At 71.1% G+C, this 17,648-nt stretch carries 13 protein-coding genes and 1 pseudogene; 6 read left to right on the forward strand and 8 right to left on the reverse strand.

The genetic code is table 11. The features are described from left to right. Nucleotides 1–197 precede the first annotated feature (197 nt). Nucleotides 198–2,369, forward strand: a complete 2,172-nt coding sequence (locus tag J1M38_RS10235) for a 3-hydroxyacyl-CoA dehydrogenase NAD-binding domain-containing protein (RefSeq protein ID WP_036317899.1) — start codon at nucleotides 198–200, stop codon at nucleotides 2,367–2,369. 41 nt (nucleotides 2,370–2,410) lie between these two features. Here the strand turns inward: J1M38_RS10235 and J1M38_RS10240 are convergent, their stop codons facing one another. Then, nucleotides 2,411–2,995 carry a hypothetical protein gene (locus J1M38_RS10240; protein ID WP_342356231.1) on the reverse strand — a complete coding sequence of 195 codons (585 nt, stop codon included), beginning with the start codon at nucleotides 2,993–2,995 and terminating at the stop codon, nucleotides 2,411–2,413. Nucleotides 2,996–3,160: 165 nt separating this feature from the next. Between J1M38_RS10240 and J1M38_RS10245 the strand changes: the two genes are divergently transcribed. Continuing rightward, nucleotides 3,161–3,673: a Rieske (2Fe-2S) protein gene (locus tag J1M38_RS10245; protein ID WP_206481475.1), complete on the forward strand. Its 513-nt coding sequence runs from the start codon at nucleotides 3,161–3,163 to the stop codon at nucleotides 3,671–3,673. A 7-nt stretch (nucleotides 3,674–3,680) separates the two neighbouring features. Here the strand turns inward: J1M38_RS10245 and J1M38_RS10250 are convergent, their stop codons facing one another. From J1M38_RS10250 to dxs, 4 genes are read right to left on the reverse strand one after another with little or no spacing between them, the layout of a single operon-like run. Continuing rightward, on the reverse strand, nucleotides 3,681–4,010 hold the full coding sequence (locus J1M38_RS10250) for a PLD nuclease N-terminal domain-containing protein (RefSeq protein ID WP_020627854.1): 330 nt from the start codon (nucleotides 4,008–4,010) through the stop codon (nucleotides 3,681–3,683). Further along, on the reverse strand, nucleotides 4,010–4,984 hold the full coding sequence (locus J1M38_RS10255; protein ID WP_020627855.1) for an aldo/keto reductase: 975 nt from the start codon (nucleotides 4,982–4,984) through the stop codon (nucleotides 4,010–4,012). Before J1M38_RS10255 ends, J1M38_RS10250 begins: the two co-directional genes overlap by 1 nt. Before the next feature lie 3 nt (nucleotides 4,985–4,987). Further along, nucleotides 4,988–5,506: a hypothetical protein gene (locus tag J1M38_RS10260; RefSeq protein ID WP_044659996.1), complete on the reverse strand. Its 519-nt coding sequence runs from the start codon at nucleotides 5,504–5,506 to the stop codon at nucleotides 4,988–4,990. After that, complete coding sequence (gene dxs, locus J1M38_RS10265) at nucleotides 5,503–7,518, reverse strand: 1-deoxy-D-xylulose-5-phosphate synthase (protein ID WP_044659995.1); 2,016 nt, start codon at nucleotides 7,516–7,518, stop codon at nucleotides 5,503–5,505. Before dxs ends, J1M38_RS10260 begins: the two co-directional genes overlap by 4 nt. A 501-nt stretch (nucleotides 7,519–8,019) precedes the next feature. Here dxs and J1M38_RS10270 point away from each other — a divergent pair. The 4 genes from J1M38_RS10270 (at nucleotide 8,020) to J1M38_RS10285 (ending at nucleotide 11,985) form a co-directional block, all read left to right on the forward strand. Beyond that, complete coding sequence (locus J1M38_RS10270) at nucleotides 8,020–8,607, forward strand: YdhK family protein (RefSeq protein WP_036382830.1); 588 nt, start codon at nucleotides 8,020–8,022, stop codon at nucleotides 8,605–8,607. Between the two features lie 89 nt (nucleotides 8,608–8,696). Beyond that, nucleotides 8,697–10,832 (forward strand): heavy metal translocating P-type ATPase, encoded by a 2,136-nt coding sequence (locus J1M38_RS10275; protein ID WP_036382829.1) that lies wholly within the window; start codon nucleotides 8,697–8,699, stop codon nucleotides 10,830–10,832. A gap of 11 nt (nucleotides 10,833–10,843) precedes the next feature. After that, nucleotides 10,844–11,179 (forward strand): metal-sensitive transcriptional regulator, encoded by a 336-nt coding sequence (locus J1M38_RS10280; RefSeq protein ID WP_270618289.1) that lies wholly within the window; start codon nucleotides 10,844–10,846, stop codon nucleotides 11,177–11,179. 182 nt (nucleotides 11,180–11,361) lie between these two features. Beyond that, entirely contained in the window at nucleotides 11,362–11,985 is a 624-nt protein-coding gene (locus J1M38_RS10285) for a CueP family metal-binding protein (protein WP_044659994.1), read from the forward strand. 633 nt (nucleotides 11,986–12,618) lie between these two features. Here J1M38_RS10285 and J1M38_RS12105 read toward each other — a convergent pair. The 3 genes and pseudogenes from J1M38_RS12105 to J1M38_RS10300 all read right to left on the reverse strand — a co-directional run. Further along, nucleotides 12,619–12,796 (reverse strand): annotated as a pseudogene (locus J1M38_RS12105) (IS5/IS1182 family transposase); the annotation flags it as partial. Between the two features lie 474 nt (nucleotides 12,797–13,270). Further along, nucleotides 13,271–15,973 carry an aconitate hydratase AcnA gene (acnA, locus tag J1M38_RS10295; RefSeq protein WP_020625084.1) on the reverse strand — a complete coding sequence of 901 codons (2,703 nt, stop codon included), beginning with the start codon at nucleotides 15,971–15,973 and terminating at the stop codon, nucleotides 13,271–13,273. 201 nt (nucleotides 15,974–16,174) lie between these two features. Further along, on the reverse strand, nucleotides 16,175–17,647 hold the full coding sequence (locus tag J1M38_RS10300) for a class I SAM-dependent RNA methyltransferase (RefSeq protein ID WP_020625083.1): 1,473 nt from the start codon (nucleotides 17,645–17,647) through the stop codon (nucleotides 16,175–16,177). Nucleotide 17,648 lies beyond the last annotated feature (1 nt).

The following is a 17,648-nucleotide window of genomic DNA, read 5'->3' on the forward strand; positions in this document are numbered from 1 at the left end:
GATCACCCCCGAGACCGTCGACGCGTTCCTGACGGAGCGGGGCGCGCGCCCGTGGCAGGTGGAGAACGTCGGCGCGATCGTCACGGTCGCGCTCCTCGACCCCGATCCCGCCGGCGCCTGAGCCCCCGACGCGGCCGGCCGGATCGGTCCGTCGCGTCGCGTCGACGCCGAGGCTACTCGCCGGTAGTGTGACCCGCATGACATCCGTTTCTCTTGCTTCCTTCGACCACCTGCCCGCCCTGGCCCCGGATGAGGTCGTCACCACCGTCACCGTGACCGACCACGCCCTGCCCGATGGCGCGGGCACGCTCGCGCTGCTCACGCTGGACAACGGGCAGGGACCCCGCCGGCCCGCCACCCTGGGCCCGGCCACGCTCCTCGGCCTCGGCCGGGTGCTCGACGAGCAGGCCGCCCGGGCCGCCGCGGGCGCGATCCAGGCCCTGGCCGTGACCGGTGTGGAGGGGACCTTCGCGGCCGGGGCGGACCTGTCCCTGATCGCGGGCCTCACCGACGACGTCGGCCGCGACCTGGCCCTGCTCGGCCACGCCGTCTACGACCGGCTCGCGGCCCTCGAGATCCCCACGGTCGCGCTCGTGAACGGCCTCGCCCTCGGCGGCGGCCTCGAGCTGGCCCTGGCCGCCGGACACCGCGTGGTGGCCGCCGATGCGAAGGGCTTCGGCCTGCCCGAGGTCCGGCTCGGCCTGATCCCCGGCTGGTCCGGCGTGTGGCGCGTGCCCCATCTGATCGGCCCGGAGGCCGCCGTCGACGTCGTGCTGAAGAACCCCCTCGACGACAACCGCATGCTCGACGCCCGCGCGGCGCACGGGCTCGGCCTGATGGACCGGATCGTGGAGGGGGACCTCCTCGACGCGGGCCTCGAGCTCGCCGCCGCCCTGGTCGCCGGGGACGAGTCCGTGGCGGCCGAACTGGCCGCCCACCGCGACCGCGACGTGTCCGACGCCGCCTGGGACCGCGCCCTGGCGGCGCTGGAGCGGCTGCAGGCCGCTCGCCCCGGACGCCACCTGCCGGCGCGCCGTCACCTGGAGGACCTGTTCACCGGCGCCCGCACGCGCACCCGCGCCGAGTCCGCCCAGGCCGAGGCGGACGCCCTCGGGACGCTGCTGCACTCCCCCGAGTTCCGGCGCACCGTGTACGCGTTCCTCGGCCTCGTCCAGGGCCGCGCCAAGCGCCCCGCCGGCGACCCGGGCCGCGAGCTCGCCCGCGAGGTCCGCAAGGTCGGCATCGTCGGTGCGGGCCTGATGGCCGGCCAGCTCGCCCTCGTCTTCGCCCGGCACCTGCGGGTGCCCGTCGTGATGACGGACATCGACGCCGAGCGTGTCGAGCGCGGCCTGGCGGGCGTGCGCGCGCAGGTCGAGAAGATGGTCTCCCGTGGACGGCTCTCCGCCGAGGACGGCGAGGCCCTGGCCGGGTTGATCACCGCGGACACGGACAAGGCGGTGTACGCGGACGCCGACATCGTCATCGAGGCCGTCTTCGAGGAGCTCGAGGTCAAGCGCACCGTCTTCCGCGAGCTCGAGGGCATCGTGCGTGAGGACGCCATCCTGATGACCAACACCTCGAGCCTGTCCGTGGCCGCCATGGCCGAGGTCCTCGAGCATCCCGAGCGCCTCGTGGGCTTCCACTTCTTCAACCCGGTGGCGGTCATGCCGCTCGTGGAGATCGTGCGGACCGAGGCGACGACGGACGAGGTCGTGGCCACCGCGTTCGAACTGACCCGCCGGCTCCGCAAGACCGGCGTGCTCGTCCACGACGCCACCGCGTTCGTGGTCAACCGCGTCCTGCTGCGCATGATGGGCGAGGTGCAGAACTCCTTCGACGAGGGCACCGACGCGCACGAGGCCGACCACGCGCTGGACCCGCTGGCCCTGCCGATGACGCCGTTCACCCTCCTGGCCATGGTCGGCATCCCCGTGGCCCAGCACGTGTCCGAGTCCCTCTCCGCGTCCTTCGGCGCGGAGCGCTTCCCGGTCTCGGCGAACCTGCAGCGCCTGATCGACGCCGGCAAGACCGCGATCTGGGCCAAGGACGTCCGCCCCGACCGGCGCGACGAGGAGGCCGCCGGCGCGACCGGCGAGCAGATCCCGGAGGCGACCGCGGCCCTGCTGGAGCAGGGCTCGACCCCGCAGACCTCCGAGGAGCTGCTGCGCCGGGTCGAGGACGCGCTGGCCGAGGAGATCGGCCTGCTCCTGGACGAGCGCGTCGTCGCGGCCCCCGAGGACGTGGACCTGTGCATGATCCTCGGCGCCAACTGGCCCCTGCACCTGGGCGGCATCACGCCGTACCTGGACGACTGCGGGGCCGCCGAGCGGGTGAACGGGCGGCGCTTCCACCCGGCCGCGCAGGCCTGACCGGCCCCGGCCGGGCCGTCCGCGACGGCCCGGCCCACGGCTCAGGCGATCGGCAGCCCGGCGAACGTCACCACGTGCGCGTCGAGCCCGGCGGTCGCCGCGGCCTGGTCGGCCACGGGGGTCGAGGCGGTGCCCCCGCCCCAGTCGGAGGCGACCACGGCGCCCTCGCGCACGAGGTGCGCCCCCAGCTCCACGCCGTCCGCGACGACGGCCACCCGCACGTCCGACCCGCCCGCGTCCGCCGGGCGCAGCTCGGCGCGGGGCACGCGCAGCCCGCCCTGCAGGGGCGAGGCCTCCTCGAGCCGGTCCACGGCGAGCGGGCCTTCGGCGGCCACCCGCGCGAGGAGGAGGTACTCCGCGTACGAGGGCAGCACCGCGGCGTCGATGCCGGCCCGCTCACGGTCGATGCGCACCCGCTGGGCTCCGGCGGAGTCCTCGTGGGTCGTCCATGCCCAGCCGTCCCCGTCGGGCGTGAAGCCGACCTGCGTCTGGGCGAGGTAGCGCTCGGGCAGTCCACCGCGGGCGGCGCGCTGGGCGGGCGTGGGGGCGAAGCCCATGCGGGTGGTCAGCACGCCGTCCTCCAGCACCCGGTGCAGGAAGCCGACGTGCACGTCGTCGAGGGTCACGGCCTCCCACCGCTCGAAGGGAGTGAGGTCGAAACGGGCGGCGCCGGTGGGGCGCGGGGCGGGGTGGTCACGGCGGTGCTCCTGGGGCTCGGGGGTCCGTCCCCCCGATCCTCGCACCCGTCGGGCCCGGTCGCATCCGCCCTCGCCACGGGCGATAATGGGTCGATGACCACGCAGGACTCCCCCCTCACCCCGAACTCCTCCCGGTCCGGCTGCTGCGACGACCACGCCCGCCCGGACACCTCCCGCCGCACCGTCCTGGGCCGCGGCGCCGCCGTCGCCGCCGCGGGTGCCGGCACACTCACGCTGGCCGGCTGCACGGACCGGCTGCGTGAGAAGGACACCGCGCAGGACCACTACACCGGCTCCGACGCCGTCGACGCGCTGCCCGCCGCCGAGCTGCCCGTGGGCGCCTCCCGGGAGGTGCAGGTGCAGGGTAGGACGCTGATGATGCATCGCGTGGACGAGACCACGGTGACCGCCTTCACCAACGTGTGCACGCATCAGGGCTGCCTGCTCCAGGTCGTGGACCGGCAGGAGGGCCCGGCCTACGCCTGCCCCTGCCACGGCTCGCACTTCGACGTCACCTCGGGGAAGCCGTTCGGCGGCCCGGCCCGCAAGGCCCTCATGGACTACGACGCGGCCGTCGTCGACGACCGCATCGTCGTCAAGCTCTGAGCCCGGCTCATTCCTCCGGCGCGCCGTAGCGCCGGCGCGGGGGCACCACGACGGCGGAGCGGTCGTTGGGGTCCCACGCCGGCTGCTCGCGCCGCCGCGCCGGGTAGTAGCGGTGCCGCCACCAGAACCAGATGAGCGCCCCCAGCACCGGCAGCAGCAGCATGAGGCCGACCCACGGCAGGCGCGCCCGGGCGTCCAGGGGGCTGCGGCCCAGCGAGACGAAGCCGGCCACCCACAGCGCACCGGCCACGACGGACACGGTCCAGCCCAGGGCGGCCTCCCCCGGCGTCGGCACGAGCGGGGTCGCGGCGGCCGCGCCGGTCAGCGCGCCGGCCATCAGAAGAGCGCGACCTTCTCCGGGCCCGGGAACAGGGCGTCCAGCTCGGCCAGGTCCTCCGCGGTGGCGAGCCAGTCGGCCGCCGCCGCGTTCTCCACGACCTGCTCGGCACGGGTGGCGCCGGCGATCACGGAGGACACCGGTCCCTGCGCCGCCAGCCACCCGATCGCGGCCTGGACCTCGGTGATCCCCCGCTCCCGGGCGAACCGGCCGAACGCGGCCAGCTGCTCCAGGTCGGCGTCGGCCACCATGTGCTGGCGCACGTGGGACAGGCGCGAGCCCTCGGGGGCGTCGCCCTGCGAGTACTTGCCCGTGAGCAGCCCGTTGGCCAGCGGGAAGTACGGCAGGACGCCGAGCCCGAACTCGGCCGCCGCCGGGACCACCTCGAGCTCGGCCCGGCGGTCCAGCAGGTTGTAGTGGTTCTGCGCGGACACGAAGCGCTCCACGCCCAGCTCGCGGGCCACGTACTCGGCCTGGGCGATCTGCCACCCGGCCCGGTTCGAGTGGCCCACGTAGCGGACCTTGCCGGCGCGCACGAGGTCGTCGAGCGCGCGGAGGGTCTCCTCGATGGGCGTGGCCGGGTCCGGGGTGTGGAACTGGTAGAGGTCGATCCAGTCGGTGCCGAGGCGGCGCAGGGAGTCCTCGACGGCGCGCACGATGTACCGGCGGGAGCCCCGCGCGCCGCCGTCGTCGCCGGCGACACCGCCCATGTCCATGCCGAACTTGGTGCCGATCACCACCTCGTCGCGGCGGGCGCCCAGGGCGCGGCCGAGCCGCTCCTCGGACAGGCCGGGCTCGGCGCCGTAGACGTCGGCGACGTCGAAGAAGGTGATGCCGGCGTCGAGCGCGGCGTGGACGACGGCGTCGGTGCCGGCCTGCTCCAGCGTGGCGGTGCCGGGGCGGCCGAGGTTGTTGCAGCCCAGGCCGACGACGGAGACGGTCAGCCCGGAGCGGCCGAGACGGGTGTGGCGCACGGGTCAGCCCTCCTGCTCTGCGGTGCGGACGTCCACCTTGTTCGGCTGCACGCCGTCGGCGCGCTTGGCGGCCGCCGGGATCTCGGCGGCGGCCTTGCGGGCGTGGGGGGTCCGGACGCGCAGCACGAGGGCACCGGCCTCCTCGACGACGTCCTCGACCTCGCCAAGACCGCGCCAGGCCAGCTGGTGGGTCACCTCGACGCGCAGCCGTTCCACGGTGCGCCGCTCGATCACCGTGGCCTCCCGGCCGCGGAGCCGGTAGGCCACCGGCAGCACGGCGAAGGTCGCGGGGTCCGCCTCGGCGAAGCCCTCCTCCGCGCCCTGCGCCACGAACGCGGCCAGCAGCTGATCACCCTCGGCCTGGTCGGCCAGGGGCTGCTCCCCGACGGTGCCGGGCTGGCCGACCCGGCCGTGGTGGACCACGAACTCCCCGGCCTCCGCGTCGGCCCATGCCTCGCGGTACTCGAAGAGCCGGGCGCCGTCGTCGCCGACGCGATCACGGTACAGCCGGACGATGCTCATGCCTGCTCCTGGTGGTGGGGGGCGGCCGCGTCCTCGGGGACGGGCCGGGCGTACGGGACCTTGGCGCCGAGGACCTGGGCGACGGTGTCCTGGGTGATGCGCTGCGCGGTGAGGCCCACGCGGGCCAGCACCTGCTCGCGGCTGCCGTGGGCGAGGAACTCGACCGGCAGGCCGACCTCGTTCAGGGCGGTGTCCACGCCGGCCGCGCGCATCTCCTGCCGGATCCGCGAGCCGACGCCGCCGGCCCGCACCCCGTCCTCGAGGCACACGACGATCCGGTGGCGGGCGGCCGTGTCGATCACGGACCGGGCCACGGGCAGGACCCACCGCGGGTCGATCACCGTGGCGCTGATGCCGTGCCGCTCGAGCCGTTCGGCGACGTCGAGGCCGAGCTCGGCCATCGCGCCCACCGCCACGATCAGCACGTCCCGCTCGGCGCCGTCGCGTCCGCCGGCCTCGCCGCGCCGGGCGAGCACGTCCGTGCCGTCCGACAGCCGCTCCAGGGCGCGCACCGGCTCGCCGACCGAGCCCTTCGCGAACCGCACCACGGTGGGCGCGTCCTCGACGGCGACGGCCTCGCGCAGCTCCTCCCGGAGCGTGTCCGCGTCGCGGGGCGCGGAGATCCGCAGCCCCGGGACCGACTGCAGCAGGGCCAGGTCCCACATGCCGTGGTGGCTCGGGCCGTCCGGCCCGGTGACGCCCGCGCGGTCCAGCACGAACGTCACGCCCGCACGGTGCAGGCCCACGTCCATGAGCACCTGGTCGTAGGCGCGGTTGAGGAAGGTCGCGTAGACGGCCACCACGGGGTGCAGGCCGCCGAAGGCCATGCCGGCGGCCGACGTGACCGCGTGCTGCTCGGCGATGCCGACGTCGAACACCCGGTCCGGGTGGGCCAGCGCCATCGGGGCCAGGCCCACGGGGTTCTGCATGGCGGCGGTGATGGCCACGACGTCCGGCCGCTCGTCCGCGATCGCGACCATCTCTTCGCCGAACACGGAGGTCCAGGACTGGGCCGTCGACGAGGTGATGGGCTCGCCCGTGGAGGGGTCGATCACGCCGATCGCGTGGAACTGGTCCGCCTCGTGCGCGACCGCCGGCGGATAGCCGTGCCCCTTCTCGGTCATCGCGTGGACGATCACGGGCCCGCCGTACGCCCGCGCGTCCTCGAGGGCCTCCTCCATGGCGATGAGGTCGTGACCGTCCACCGGGCCGATGTACTTCATGCCCAGGTCCTCGAACAGGCCCTGCGGCGCCCAGAGGTCCTTGAGGCCCTTCTTCGCCGCGTGCAGCGGCCGGTACACCAGCTCCCCCGCGAGGCCAGCCTCCTGGAGGCGGCGCTTGAGGTAGTCGAGGGTCTGCTCGTAGCGGTGGTGGGTGCGCACCTTGTCCAGCACCCCGCGGCGCAGTCCGCCCAGGTGCTCGGCGACGCCGCCCACGGTGGGCGCGTACGAGCGGCCGTTGTCGTTGACGACGATCACCACGCGCCGGTCCCGGCCGGCGGCGATGTTGTTGACGGCCTCCCAGGCCATGCCCCCCGTGAGCGCACCGTCGCCGATCACGGCCACCACGGTGCGGTCCCCCTGCCCGGTCTGCGCCCAGGCCCGCGCGATGCCGTCCGCCCAGGAGAGCGAGCTGGAGGCGTGCGAGGACTCCACCACGTCGTGCTCGGACTCGGTGCGGTCGCCGTAGCCGGACAGACCCCCCTCCTGGCGGAGCGTCGTGAAGTCCTGGCGTCCGGTGAGCAGCTTGTGCACGTACGACTGGTGGCCCGTGTCGAAGATGACCGCGTCCTTGGGCGACTCGAACACGCGGTGCACGGCCAGCGTCAGCTCGACGACGCCCAGGTTCGGTCCGAGGTGGCCGCCCGTCTTGGAGACGTGGGCGATCAGGTAGGCGCGGATCTCCGCCGCCAGCGCGGTCAACTGGTCCTCCGTGAGGGCCGACAGGTCCGCCGGGCGGGCGATCTGCGGCAGCAGCGGGGCGCCGGGGCTCGTGGGGGGCAGATGTTCCATGGTGCGACCAGCCTACTCCGCGGCTCCGCACCCGGGCGGGACGCGGGCGGCGGCCCGCGCGGGCGGGCCCCGTGGATCAGGCCTTCGCGGCGATCTGACGGAGCACGTACTGAGACATGCTTCGCTCTGCCTGGCGATAGTCGCACAGCTTCCGTCGGCTCTCAGGATCCCTGTCTCGATGGGACGCCCGACGATGCAACCGGACAAGACCAATTTCTCTTGGGTGATCGGCGGTACTGGGATCGTCTTCTCACCACGGTGATGTTCACGAGACGACGCAGCTGATCCCGTCACGACGGCGAGCGAGGTGAGCCCGTCCGTTCGGGCCTCGATTCCATCTGCGACCAGAGCCGCCGAGCCGATGTTCTCCATCGCAGCCTCAGCGCTGCCACCCCGGGTCGATTGGATCTTGGCCGGGCGATTCCACGCCCGCCGATCGACATCGACTTGATACCCGGGAGGGGTATAGCGTTGACTGGACCAGAACGAACAGGAGACTTCATGCGCAAGCACCTCATGACCACCGTCGCCGCAGGAGTGCTCGGAGGAGCGCTCGTGTTCACCGGCTGCAGCACCGGCGGCGGCCAGGACCAAGGGACCCCCTCGACGACCAGCCAGCACGAGGGCCACGGCAGCAGCTCTGACAGCGGCGGGATGGAGCATCCGATGGACGGCGGCCCCGCCCCCGAGGGCATCGAGACGGCTGCGTCGCCCACATACCCGGTCGGCACCGAGGTCACGCTCACCGCCGACCACATGGAGGGCATGGACGGTGCGAACGCGACGATCGCCGGCGCGTACGACACGTACACCTATGCGGTGGACTTCACGCCGTCCGCAGGCGGGGAGCCGGTCAAGGATCACAAGTGGGTCGTCCAGCAGGAGATCAAGGACGCCGGAGATGAACGTCTGGCCGACGGCACCGAGGTCACTCTCGAGGCCGAACACATGGAAGGCATGAAGGGCGCGAAGGCGACCATCGCCTCCTCCACCGAGGAGACCGTCTACATGGTCGATTACGAGTCCGACGGCATGACGATGACCAACCACAAGTGGGTCGTCGAGAGCGAGCTCAAGCCGGCCTCCTGAGCCGATCGCCGCGGGCGCGCTGAAGGTCCGCGGCGAAATACGACCCGATCGAAGGAAAGATCGGGGAATGACGAGGGGAAGCGAAGAGCATGACGGACCCGACCACGCATCACCATGACCACGCCGGCGTCGCGACCACCGAGTCCGGCCACCGTGACGACTCGCGCGCCGAGAACGAAGACCACACCATGGAACACGGTGACCACGCCGGGCACGGTCATCACGGCGGTGGTCACGCGGGCCACGGCGACCACGTCGGCCAGTTCCGGCGGCTGTTCTGGATCAACCTGATCATCGCCATCCCGGTGGTCGCGTTCTCCCCCATGTTCGCCATGCTCCTGGGCTACTCGGTCCCCAGCTGGGCGGGCTGGGTCGCCGCAGTCCTCGGCTCCGTCATGTACGCCTGGGGCGGCACCCCGTTCCTCACCGGTGCTGTCAGCGAGCTGAAAAGCCGCCAGCCGGGGATGATGCTGCTCATCGCGCTCGGCATCACCGTAGCGTTCCTCGCCTCCTGGGCCGCCACTGTCGGTCTCGTCCACCCCGAGCTCGAGTTCTGGTGGGAGTTGGCGCTGCTGATCGTCATCATGCTGCTGGGCCACTGGATCGAGATGCGCTCACTGGCCCAGACCACCTCGGCGTTGGACTCCCTCGCCGCGCTGCTCCCTGACGAGGCTGAGCGTATAGAGGGAGACGACGTCGTCAAGGTCGACCCGGCAGAGCTGCGCGTCGGCGACGTCGTCATCGTCCGGCCTGGCGGCAGCGTCCCCGCCGACGGCACCATCGTCGACGGCCGCGCCGACATGGACGAGTCCATGATCACCGGCGAATCACACCCCGTCGCCCGCGGCGAGGGCGAGAACGTCACCGCCGGCACCGTGGCCACCGACTCCGGCCTGCGCGTAGAGATCACCGCCACCGGCGACGACACGGCTCTGGCGGGCATCAACAGGCTCGTCGCCGAGGCGCAGGGCTCATCCTCCCGTGCCCAGCGCATCGCCGACCGGGCTGCGGCCCTGCTGTTCTGGTTCGCCCTCGGAGCTGCGCTGATCACCGCCGTCGTCTGGACGCTCTTCGGGCTCCCCGACGACGCGGTCGTTCGCACCATCACTGTCCTCGTCATCGCCTGCCCCCATGCGCTGGGTCTGGCGATCCCTCTGGTCGTGTCCATCGCCACCGAGCGCGCCGCCCGCGGCGGCGTCCTGATCAAGGACCGCCTCGCCCTGGAGTCCATGCGCCAGGTCGACGCGGTGCTCTTCGACAAGACCGGCACCCTGACCAAGGGCGAGCCCACCGTCACCGGCGTGGAGCCGACCGGCGGCCTGAATGCCGAACAGCTCCTCGCCCTGGCCGCCTCCGCCGAGGCCGACAGTGAGCACCCCCTCGCCCGGTCCATCGTCACCGCCGCCAAGGAGAAGGGCCTCGCCGTCGAACCGGCCAGCGGGTTCACCTCCTCCCCGGCGGTCGGCGTCACCGCGACGGTGGCCGACCATGAGATCCGCGTCGGCGGACCCCGTCTGCTCGAGGAGACCGGCCAGGACGAGATCGGTGTCGCCGACGAATGGCGGGCAGAGGGTGCGATCATCCTGCACGTCCTCCGCGACGGCAAGGTCATCGGCGGTCTCAAGCTCGCCGACGAGGTTCGCCCAGAGTCCCGCGACGCCGTCGATGCGCTCCATCAGCTCGGCGTCGAGGTCGTCATGATCACCGGCGACGCGGAAGCCGTGGCGAACGAGGTGGGAAGAGAGCTCGGCATCGACCGGGTCTTCGCCGGCGTCCGCCCCGAGGACAAATCCGCCAAGGTCGACCAGCTGCAGAAGGAGGGCAAGAAGGTCGCCATGGTCGGCGACGGCGTCAACGACGCCCCTGCCCTGGCCCAGGCCGACGTCGGCATCGCCATCGGGGCCGGCACCGACGTCGCCATCGCCTCTGCAGGTGTCATCCTCGCCAGCTCCGACCCGCGTAGCGTCCTCTCGGTCATCCAGCTCTCCCGTGCCGCATACCGTAAAATGAGGCAAAACCTGTGGTGGGCCGCAGGGTACAACTTGCTCTCTGTGCCGCTCGCGGCTGGCGTGCTCGCACCCGTCGGCTTCGTCATGCCGATGTCAGTAGGCGCGATCCTGATGTCGATCTCCACCGTCGTCGTCGCGCTCAACGCCCAGCTGCTGCGTCGCATCGACCTCGCCCCAGATGCCAGCACCCGCTCCGTCCTGGAGCACCAGAAGTGAAGGACGCACTCGTGACCACTGAAACTGCAGCCGATGAGACCGGTGCCGACACCGGAGCCCATCGGCACGGCTACATCAGTGACAAGGACCGTTACCGCAACCGCATGAAGCGCATCGAAGGCCAAGCCCGCGGCATCACGAAGATGATCGACGACGAAAAGTACTGCATCGACATCCTCACCCAGGTCTCGGCCCTCACCCGCGCCCTGCAGGGAGTGGCGACCGGTCTGCTCGATGACCACCTCAAGCACTGCGTGCTCGACGCCGCCAAGAAAGGCGATGAAGACGCGGCCATCGCCAAGATCCAGGAGGCCACCGACGCCATCAATCGCCTCGTGCGCTCCTGACACCATCCGATTTCGTCAACACAGGGTGCCTCGGACCGGTGGGCCCCAGATCAGGACAAGGCTCTTGATGTCTCCGGGCAGGCGTGCTTTGCACGTCGTCGCGCCCTTGGCACCGGCGAACTCGGGATGCCTTCTGTCTAACCTGACGACATGAACACGTTCACCTGAGAAAAGAGTTGGGCATGCCACTTGCCATTGTTGCTCCGATCCAGTCCTCCAGGAGCCGCCTGAGGATCTGCGCGGCCTTGACCGGTCTGGCGACCAGCGCCGTCCTCCTGCTCAGCGGCTGTGCTGATGCGGGACCGTCCGCTGATGCAGGATCCGATCACTCACTGGTGGTCGAGCACAATCTAGACGGATTGAATGCTCGCGAGATCATCAAGCGCCTCGACTCAACGAAGGTGACAGATCGCTCGTCTGAATTCATCGCGTCGATTGAACCGGACCAGCTTGTACTGACCGACGACCAGAACAATCAGACCACCCTGCCGATGCCAGAAGACGAATTCTACGTCTCTATCGCCCCGTATCGCAGCCAGACTCACGAATGCTACTTCCACAGCCTCACGACCTGCACCGGCGAACTCGCCAATACTGACGTCCACGTCACCGTGGTCGAGGCGACGTCCGGGGAGACCCTCCTCGATGAAACGCTGACGACGTACGACAACGGATTCGTCGGGGTCTGGCTGCCGCGTGGAATTGACGCTACTCTCACTGTCTCAGCTGAAGGCCGCACCGCGAAAAAGGCCATCTCGACCCGCCCCGACGACCCCACCTGCTTGACCGGTCTTCAGCTGGTTTAAGGCCCAGGTCTCATGCTCCTCTGCAGCGCCGACAGATCAGGCGTCGAGACGTCCCATCCTTGGACTCCCACAGGGTCTCGGCGTCCCGATGTGAGGATTCGCCCGAGAGCCGGCTTCAGAGTCATCGCAGGGCATCACCAGACCGGGCTGAAGCCTCGTCGACCAATATCAACCAGTGCCAACTGAAGAGCACTACATCGCTCACTCTGTTTCACGATGTGCATTTCGGGGGATCCTCTCTGTCCAGGTCCTCACGCTCATACCTGCCGGTGCTGAGCCTCGCCGAGCTTCTCGAGCACTTGACCTGGATCGTCGATCAGTTCGAACACGCCACTCGGGCGTGTCCGACAATGCCGTCGACCACGCGAGCACAGCATTCAGGACCACGGCAGCCCAGTACACGATCGCGTACTCGTCGTACCTGCTCGCCAGGCCCGGCCATTGCTTCAGGTGCGCGTCCTGGCGCTCGATCACGTTCCGGCCCGTGTAAGCCTCCGAGTCCAGGCCCACGGGTCGGCCGCCGGCCGAGCCGCGGCGTCTGCGGTGGCCCTGCTGGTCAGCCGGTTGGGGAGAACGGCCTTGATGCCACCGGCGCGCAGATGGGTGCCGATCGCCCGCGATGAGTACGCCCTCTCGCCCAGCACCGTCGACCAGCTGATGGGTCTTCGTGCTCAGCCCGCTCCGTGAGCGCCCGAGGCCGTGATCGGCGGGCTCTTCACGCGGATTCCTTGTCGTTCGATCCAGCCCCTCTGAGCCGGGTGGTGTTCCTCGCGTGCTGATGGGCGCGGGCGATCGTGGAGTCGACCGAGACCGACCAATCGATCAGGATTTCGGCATCCGCTGCAGGTGGTCCGTGTTGCCAGCACCGTGTCCCAGGTGCCCTCTTCGGCCATGCGGCCGTGCCAGGTCCACACTACTCAGCCAGGGCCCGGAGACCTCGGGCAGGTCCCGCCACGGGATCGAAGCACCTGTCCCGGTGGATGATGGCGTCGACCATCGTGACGGCATCGGCGAACGGCCGGCCCTGCCGGCCTGTGGGGGCGTGGGAGAGCATCTGGAACCGGGACGTGTCTTCGAGGGCGCCAGCCGACCCTGGATTCATTGTCAGACACGCCCTAGGCCCGTCTGGCCCGAGGGTGAGCCGGACTCTGAACTGGGGGATGAAGAGCGGTCGTGCACCGGGGTCGGCCCCAGCGGCCACGACGACGGCGGCCCGCCGCCCTCCGTGCGGAGGGCGGCGGGCCGCCGTCGTCGTGGTGCCCGCGCGCGGGCGGTGTCCCGTGGATCAGGCCTTCGCGGCGATCTGACGGAGCACGTACTGCAGGATGCCGCCGTTGCGGTAGTACTCGGCCTCACCGGGGGTGTCGATGCGGACGACCGCGTCGAACTCGGTGACCCTGCCGTCCTCACCGGTGGCCGTGACCTTCACGGTCTTCGGCGTGGTGCCCTCGTTGAGGGCGGTGATGCCGGAGATGTCGAAGGTCTCGGTGCCGGTCAGGCCCAGCGAGTCGGCGTTCTCACCCTCCGGGAACTGCAGCGGCAGCACGCCCATGCCGATGAGGTTCGAGCGGTGGATGCGCTCGAAGGACTCCGTGATCACGGCCTTGACGCCCAGGAGCGCGGTGCCCTTGGCCGCCCAGTCACGGGAGGAGCCGGAGCCGTACTCCTTGCCGCCCAGGACCACCAGCGGGGTGCCCTGCTCGGCGTAGTTCTGCGCCGCGTCGTACACGTAGGCCTGCGGGGCGCCCTCCTGGGTGAAGTCGCGCGTGAAGCCGCCCTCCACGCCGTCGAGCAGCTGGTTCTTGATGCGGATGTTCGCGAACGTGCCGCGGATCATGACCTCGTGGTTGCCACGACGGGATCCGTAGGAGTTGAAGTCCTTGCGCTGCACGCCGTTCTCCAGCAGGTAGCGGCCCGCCGGGGTGTCCGACTTGAAGGAGCCGGCCGGGGAGATGTGGTCCGTGGTCACGGAGTCACCCAGCTTGAGCAGGACGCGGGCGCCGGAGATGTCCGACACCGGGTCCGGCTGCATGGTCATGCCCTCGAAGTACGGGGGCTTGCGCACGTAGGTGGACTTCTCGTCCCACTCGAAGGTGGAGCCCGAGGGGGTCTCCAGGGACTGCCAGCGCTCGTCGCCGTCGAAGATCGTGGCGTACTGCGAGGTGAACATCTCGGTGTCGATCGACGCGTCGATGATCTGCTGGACCTCGGTCGGGTCCGGCCAGATGTCCTTGAGGAAGACGTCGTTGCCCTCCGTGTCCTGGCCCAGGGCCTCGTTCTCGAAGTCGAAGTCCATGGTGCCGGCCAGGGCGTAGGCGACCACCAGCGGCGGGGAGGCCAGGTAGTTCATCTTCACGTCCGGGTTGATGCGGCCCTCGAAGTTGCGGTTGCCGGAGAGCACCGCGGTCACGGACAGGTCGTTCTCCTGGATGGCCTCGGAGATCTCGGACTCCAGCGGGCCGGAGTTGCCGATGCAGGTGGTGCAGCCGTAGCCGACCACGTTGAAGCCGAGGTCGTTGAGGGACTCGCGCAGCCCGGACTTCTCGTAGTAGTCGGTCACCACGCGGGAGCCCGGGGCCACGGAGGTCTTCACCCACGGCTTGGACTTCAGGCCCTTGGCGACCGCGTTGCGGGCCAGCACGCCGGCCGCCATCATCACGGAGGGGTTTGACGTGTTGGTGCACGAGGTGATCGAGGCGATGGACACGGCACCGTGGTCCAGCTGGAACTGGCGGCCGTCCGGCATGGCCACGTCCACGAGCTTGGACGGGCGGCCCTCGCCGGCCTCGTCCTGCGTGGCGTAGTTGTGCAGGTCCTTGCGGAACTGGTCCTTGGAGTCGGTGAGCTCGATGCGGTCCTGGGGACGCTTCGGGCCGGAGATGGAGGGCACCACGGTGGACAGGTCCAGCTCGAGGTACTCGGAGTAGGCGACCTCGGAGGACGGGTCGTGCCACATCCCCTGCTCCTTGGTGTACGCCTCCACGAGGGCGACCTGCTCCTCGGAGCGGCCGGTCAGGCGCAGGTAGTCGAGGGTGACCTCGTCGATCGGGAAGATCGCGGCGGTGGAGCCGAACTCGGGCGACATGTTGCCGATGGTGGCGCGGTTGGCCAGGGGCACGGAGCCGACGCCCTCGCCGTAGAACTCGACGAACTTGCCGACCACGCCGTGCTGGCGGAGCATCTCGGTGATGGTCAGCACCACGTCGGTCGCGGTGGCGCCGGACGGGATGCTGCCGGTCAGCTTGAAGCCCACGACCCGCGGGATCAGCATGGACACGGGCTGGCCGAGCATCGCGGCCTCGGCCTCGATGCCGCCGACGCCCCAGCCGAGCACGCCCAGGCCGTTGACCATGGTGGTGTGCGAGTCGGTGCCGACGCAGGAGTCCGGGTAGGCGCGCAGCACGCCGTCGACCTCGCGGGTCATCACGGTGCGGGCCAGGTTCTCGATGTTGACCTGGTGGACGATGCCCATGCCCGGGGGGACGACCTTGAAGTCGTCGAAGGCGGTCTGGCCCCAGCGCAGGAACTTGTAGCGCTCGCCGTTGCGCTCGTACTCGATCTCCATGTTCCGCTCGATGGCGGCGTCGTTGCCGAAGGAGTCGATCTGCACGGAGTGGTCGATCACGAGCTCGGCCGGGGAGAGCGGGTTCACGCGCTCCGGGTCGCCGCCCAGGTCCTGGATGGCCTCACGCATGGTGGCCAGGTCCACGACGCAGGGCACGCCGGTGAAGTCCTGCATGATCACGCGCGCCGGCGTGAACTGGATCTCGGTGTCCGGCTGGGCGTTCGGGTCCCAGGCGGCCAGGGCCTTGATCTGGTCGGCGGTCACGTTGGCGCCGTCCTCGGTGCGCAGCAGGTTCTCCAGCAGCACCTTCAAGGAGTAGGGCAGCTTCTGCGCCCCCTCGACCTTGTTCAGACGGAAAATCTCATACTCGGCGCCCTTGACGTCCAGGACGCCCTTGGAGCCGAAGCTGTCGACGGTGGTCACGAGAGGACTCCTCTTCCCGCCCGGTTTCCTCCGGGCGCTCGTCCAGTGGGGGGTGGTCACCCGCGGCCGCGGACCGCGCCCCGTCCGGGACGGGCGTCGTCTGCGTCACAGGTGCCGCACTGCGTCCCAGGGTACCGCGCCGGTCCCGTGTGACGCGGGCATGGCGCGCGGCGGCCCGCAGGCCGCCACGCGGATGCCGGGTCAGATCTCGACGACGGCCGCGGCCGGGGCGCTCTGGGCGGCCGGCACCAGCACGGTCACCGACTCGAGGTGGTGGGTGTCCGGGTAGAGGTCGAACACGCGGGCGCGCTCCACCTCGTAGCCGCCGTCGCGCAGCCACGCCAGGTCGCGGGCGAACGAGGCGGGGTCGCACGAGACGTACACGATGCGGCCCGGCTCGAGCGCGAGGATGCGCTCGATCGCCCGCCGCCCCGCGCCCGCCCGCGGCGGGTCCAGGACGACGGTGTCCAGCGCGGCACCGCCGAGGCCGCCGTCCGCCACGGGACGCTCGGGGTACTTCAGCCAGCTGCCGAGCACCTTGTCCGTGGGGCCGTTGAGCACCGAGGCCTGCGGCTGGTCGTGCAGGTTGCGGCGGGCGTCCTTCGAGGCCTGGCGGGAGGCCTCCACCGAGTACACGCGGCCCTCGGGTCCCACGGCGTCCGCCAGGTACGCGCTGAACAGGCCGGCGCCGCCGTAGAGGTCGGCCACGACCTGGCCCGGCTCGACGCGCGCGTCCTCGAGCACCGCGTCCACGAGGGTGGCCGGGGCGTGCTGGTGGACCTGCCAGAAGCCGTCACCCGTGACGCGGAAGCGCTTGGTGCCGCCGCGCTCGGACTCCACGGTCTCCTCGACCCAGGTCTTGCCGGTGATGCGCTCGACCTTGACCGGCTGGAACTGCTTCGGGCCGGGCAGGGCCAGGCCGGTGGAGACGTCCACGCCGCACGCATTGGCCGCCTGGCGGATCCGGGTGCGCAGCCGGCCGAGCTTGACCTCGTCCGCCCGCGTCTGCGGGGTGGGCGTCACCAGCACGAGGGGGCGGGAGCCGGAGGCCGGCGTCGCGACGTCCACGCGGGCGGCTCCGGTGAAGTCCCAGTCCCACAGGGCGAGCGCATCGAGGGCCGGCACGCCGAGCGGCATGTTGCGCACGGGTAGGAGGGTCGCCGAACGGTAGGCGTGCATCGCGATGTGCCCCTGGGGGGTCACCGCGAACGCGTTCCGGGTCCGCCAGCGCTGGCCGGTGGGCTCGTCCTCGGAGCCGGCGAAGCACACCTCCGGCTCCACCGCGAGGTCGGCGATGCGGTGCACCGTGTCCCGGAAGACCTGGGCCTTGAGCCGGCGCTGGTGCGGGACCACGATGTGGCCGAACTCGGCGCCGCCCACGGGCGGGCGACCCGAGGCGTGGGCGCGCAGCATGTCCGCGAGCTTCCACTGGTGGATGCGGCGGAACTCGGAGGGCCGCAGCACCTCCACGACGTCGCCGCGCCAGAAGCGGGCCCCGTCCTCGGCCTCGGTCAGGGCCACCCGGACCTTCTCGCCGGGCACGGCGTGGCGCACGAAGACGACCCGCCCCTCGTGCCGGGCCACGCAGTGGCCGCCGTGGGCCATGGCCCCGACCTCCACCTCGATGGTCCTCCCGATCCCGGTGACGTCTGTGGACGTGTCGACGACTGCCATG

The organism is Micrococcus sp. KRD070, from assembly GCF_017168435.1.
Lineage (GTDB): Bacteria > Actinomycetota > Actinomycetes > Actinomycetales > Micrococcaceae > Micrococcus > Micrococcus luteus.

Bases quoted from the DNA above. Each gene is read 5' to 3' on its own strand.
- J1M38_RS10235 (WP_036317899.1), top strand. From the start codon at position 198: ATGACATCCGTTTCTCTTGCTTCCTTCGACCACCTGCCCGCCCTGGCC.
- J1M38_RS10245 (WP_206481475.1), top strand. From the start codon at position 3,161: ATGACCACGCAGGACTCCCCCCTCACCCCGAACTCCTCCCGGTCCGGC.
- J1M38_RS10250 (WP_020627854.1), bottom strand. From the start codon at position 4,010: ATGGCCGGCGCGCTGACCGGCGCGGCCGCCGCGACCCCGCTCGTGCCG.
- J1M38_RS10260 (WP_044659996.1), bottom strand. From the start codon at position 5,506: ATGAGCATCGTCCGGCTGTACCGTGATCGCGTCGGCGACGACGGCGCC.
- dxs (WP_044659995.1), bottom strand. From the start codon at position 7,518: ATGGAACATCTGCCCCCCACGAGCCCCGGCGCCCCGCTGCTGCCGCAG.
- J1M38_RS10270 (WP_036382830.1), top strand. From the start codon at position 8,020: ATGCGCAAGCACCTCATGACCACCGTCGCCGCAGGAGTGCTCGGAGGA.
- J1M38_RS10275 (WP_036382829.1), top strand. From the start codon at position 8,697: ATGACGGACCCGACCACGCATCACCATGACCACGCCGGCGTCGCGACC.
- J1M38_RS10285 (WP_044659994.1), top strand. From the start codon at position 11,362: ATGCCACTTGCCATTGTTGCTCCGATCCAGTCCTCCAGGAGCCGCCTG.
- J1M38_RS10300 (WP_020625083.1), bottom strand. From the start codon at position 17,647: ATGGCAGTCGTCGACACGTCCACAGACGTCACCGGGATCGGGAGGACC.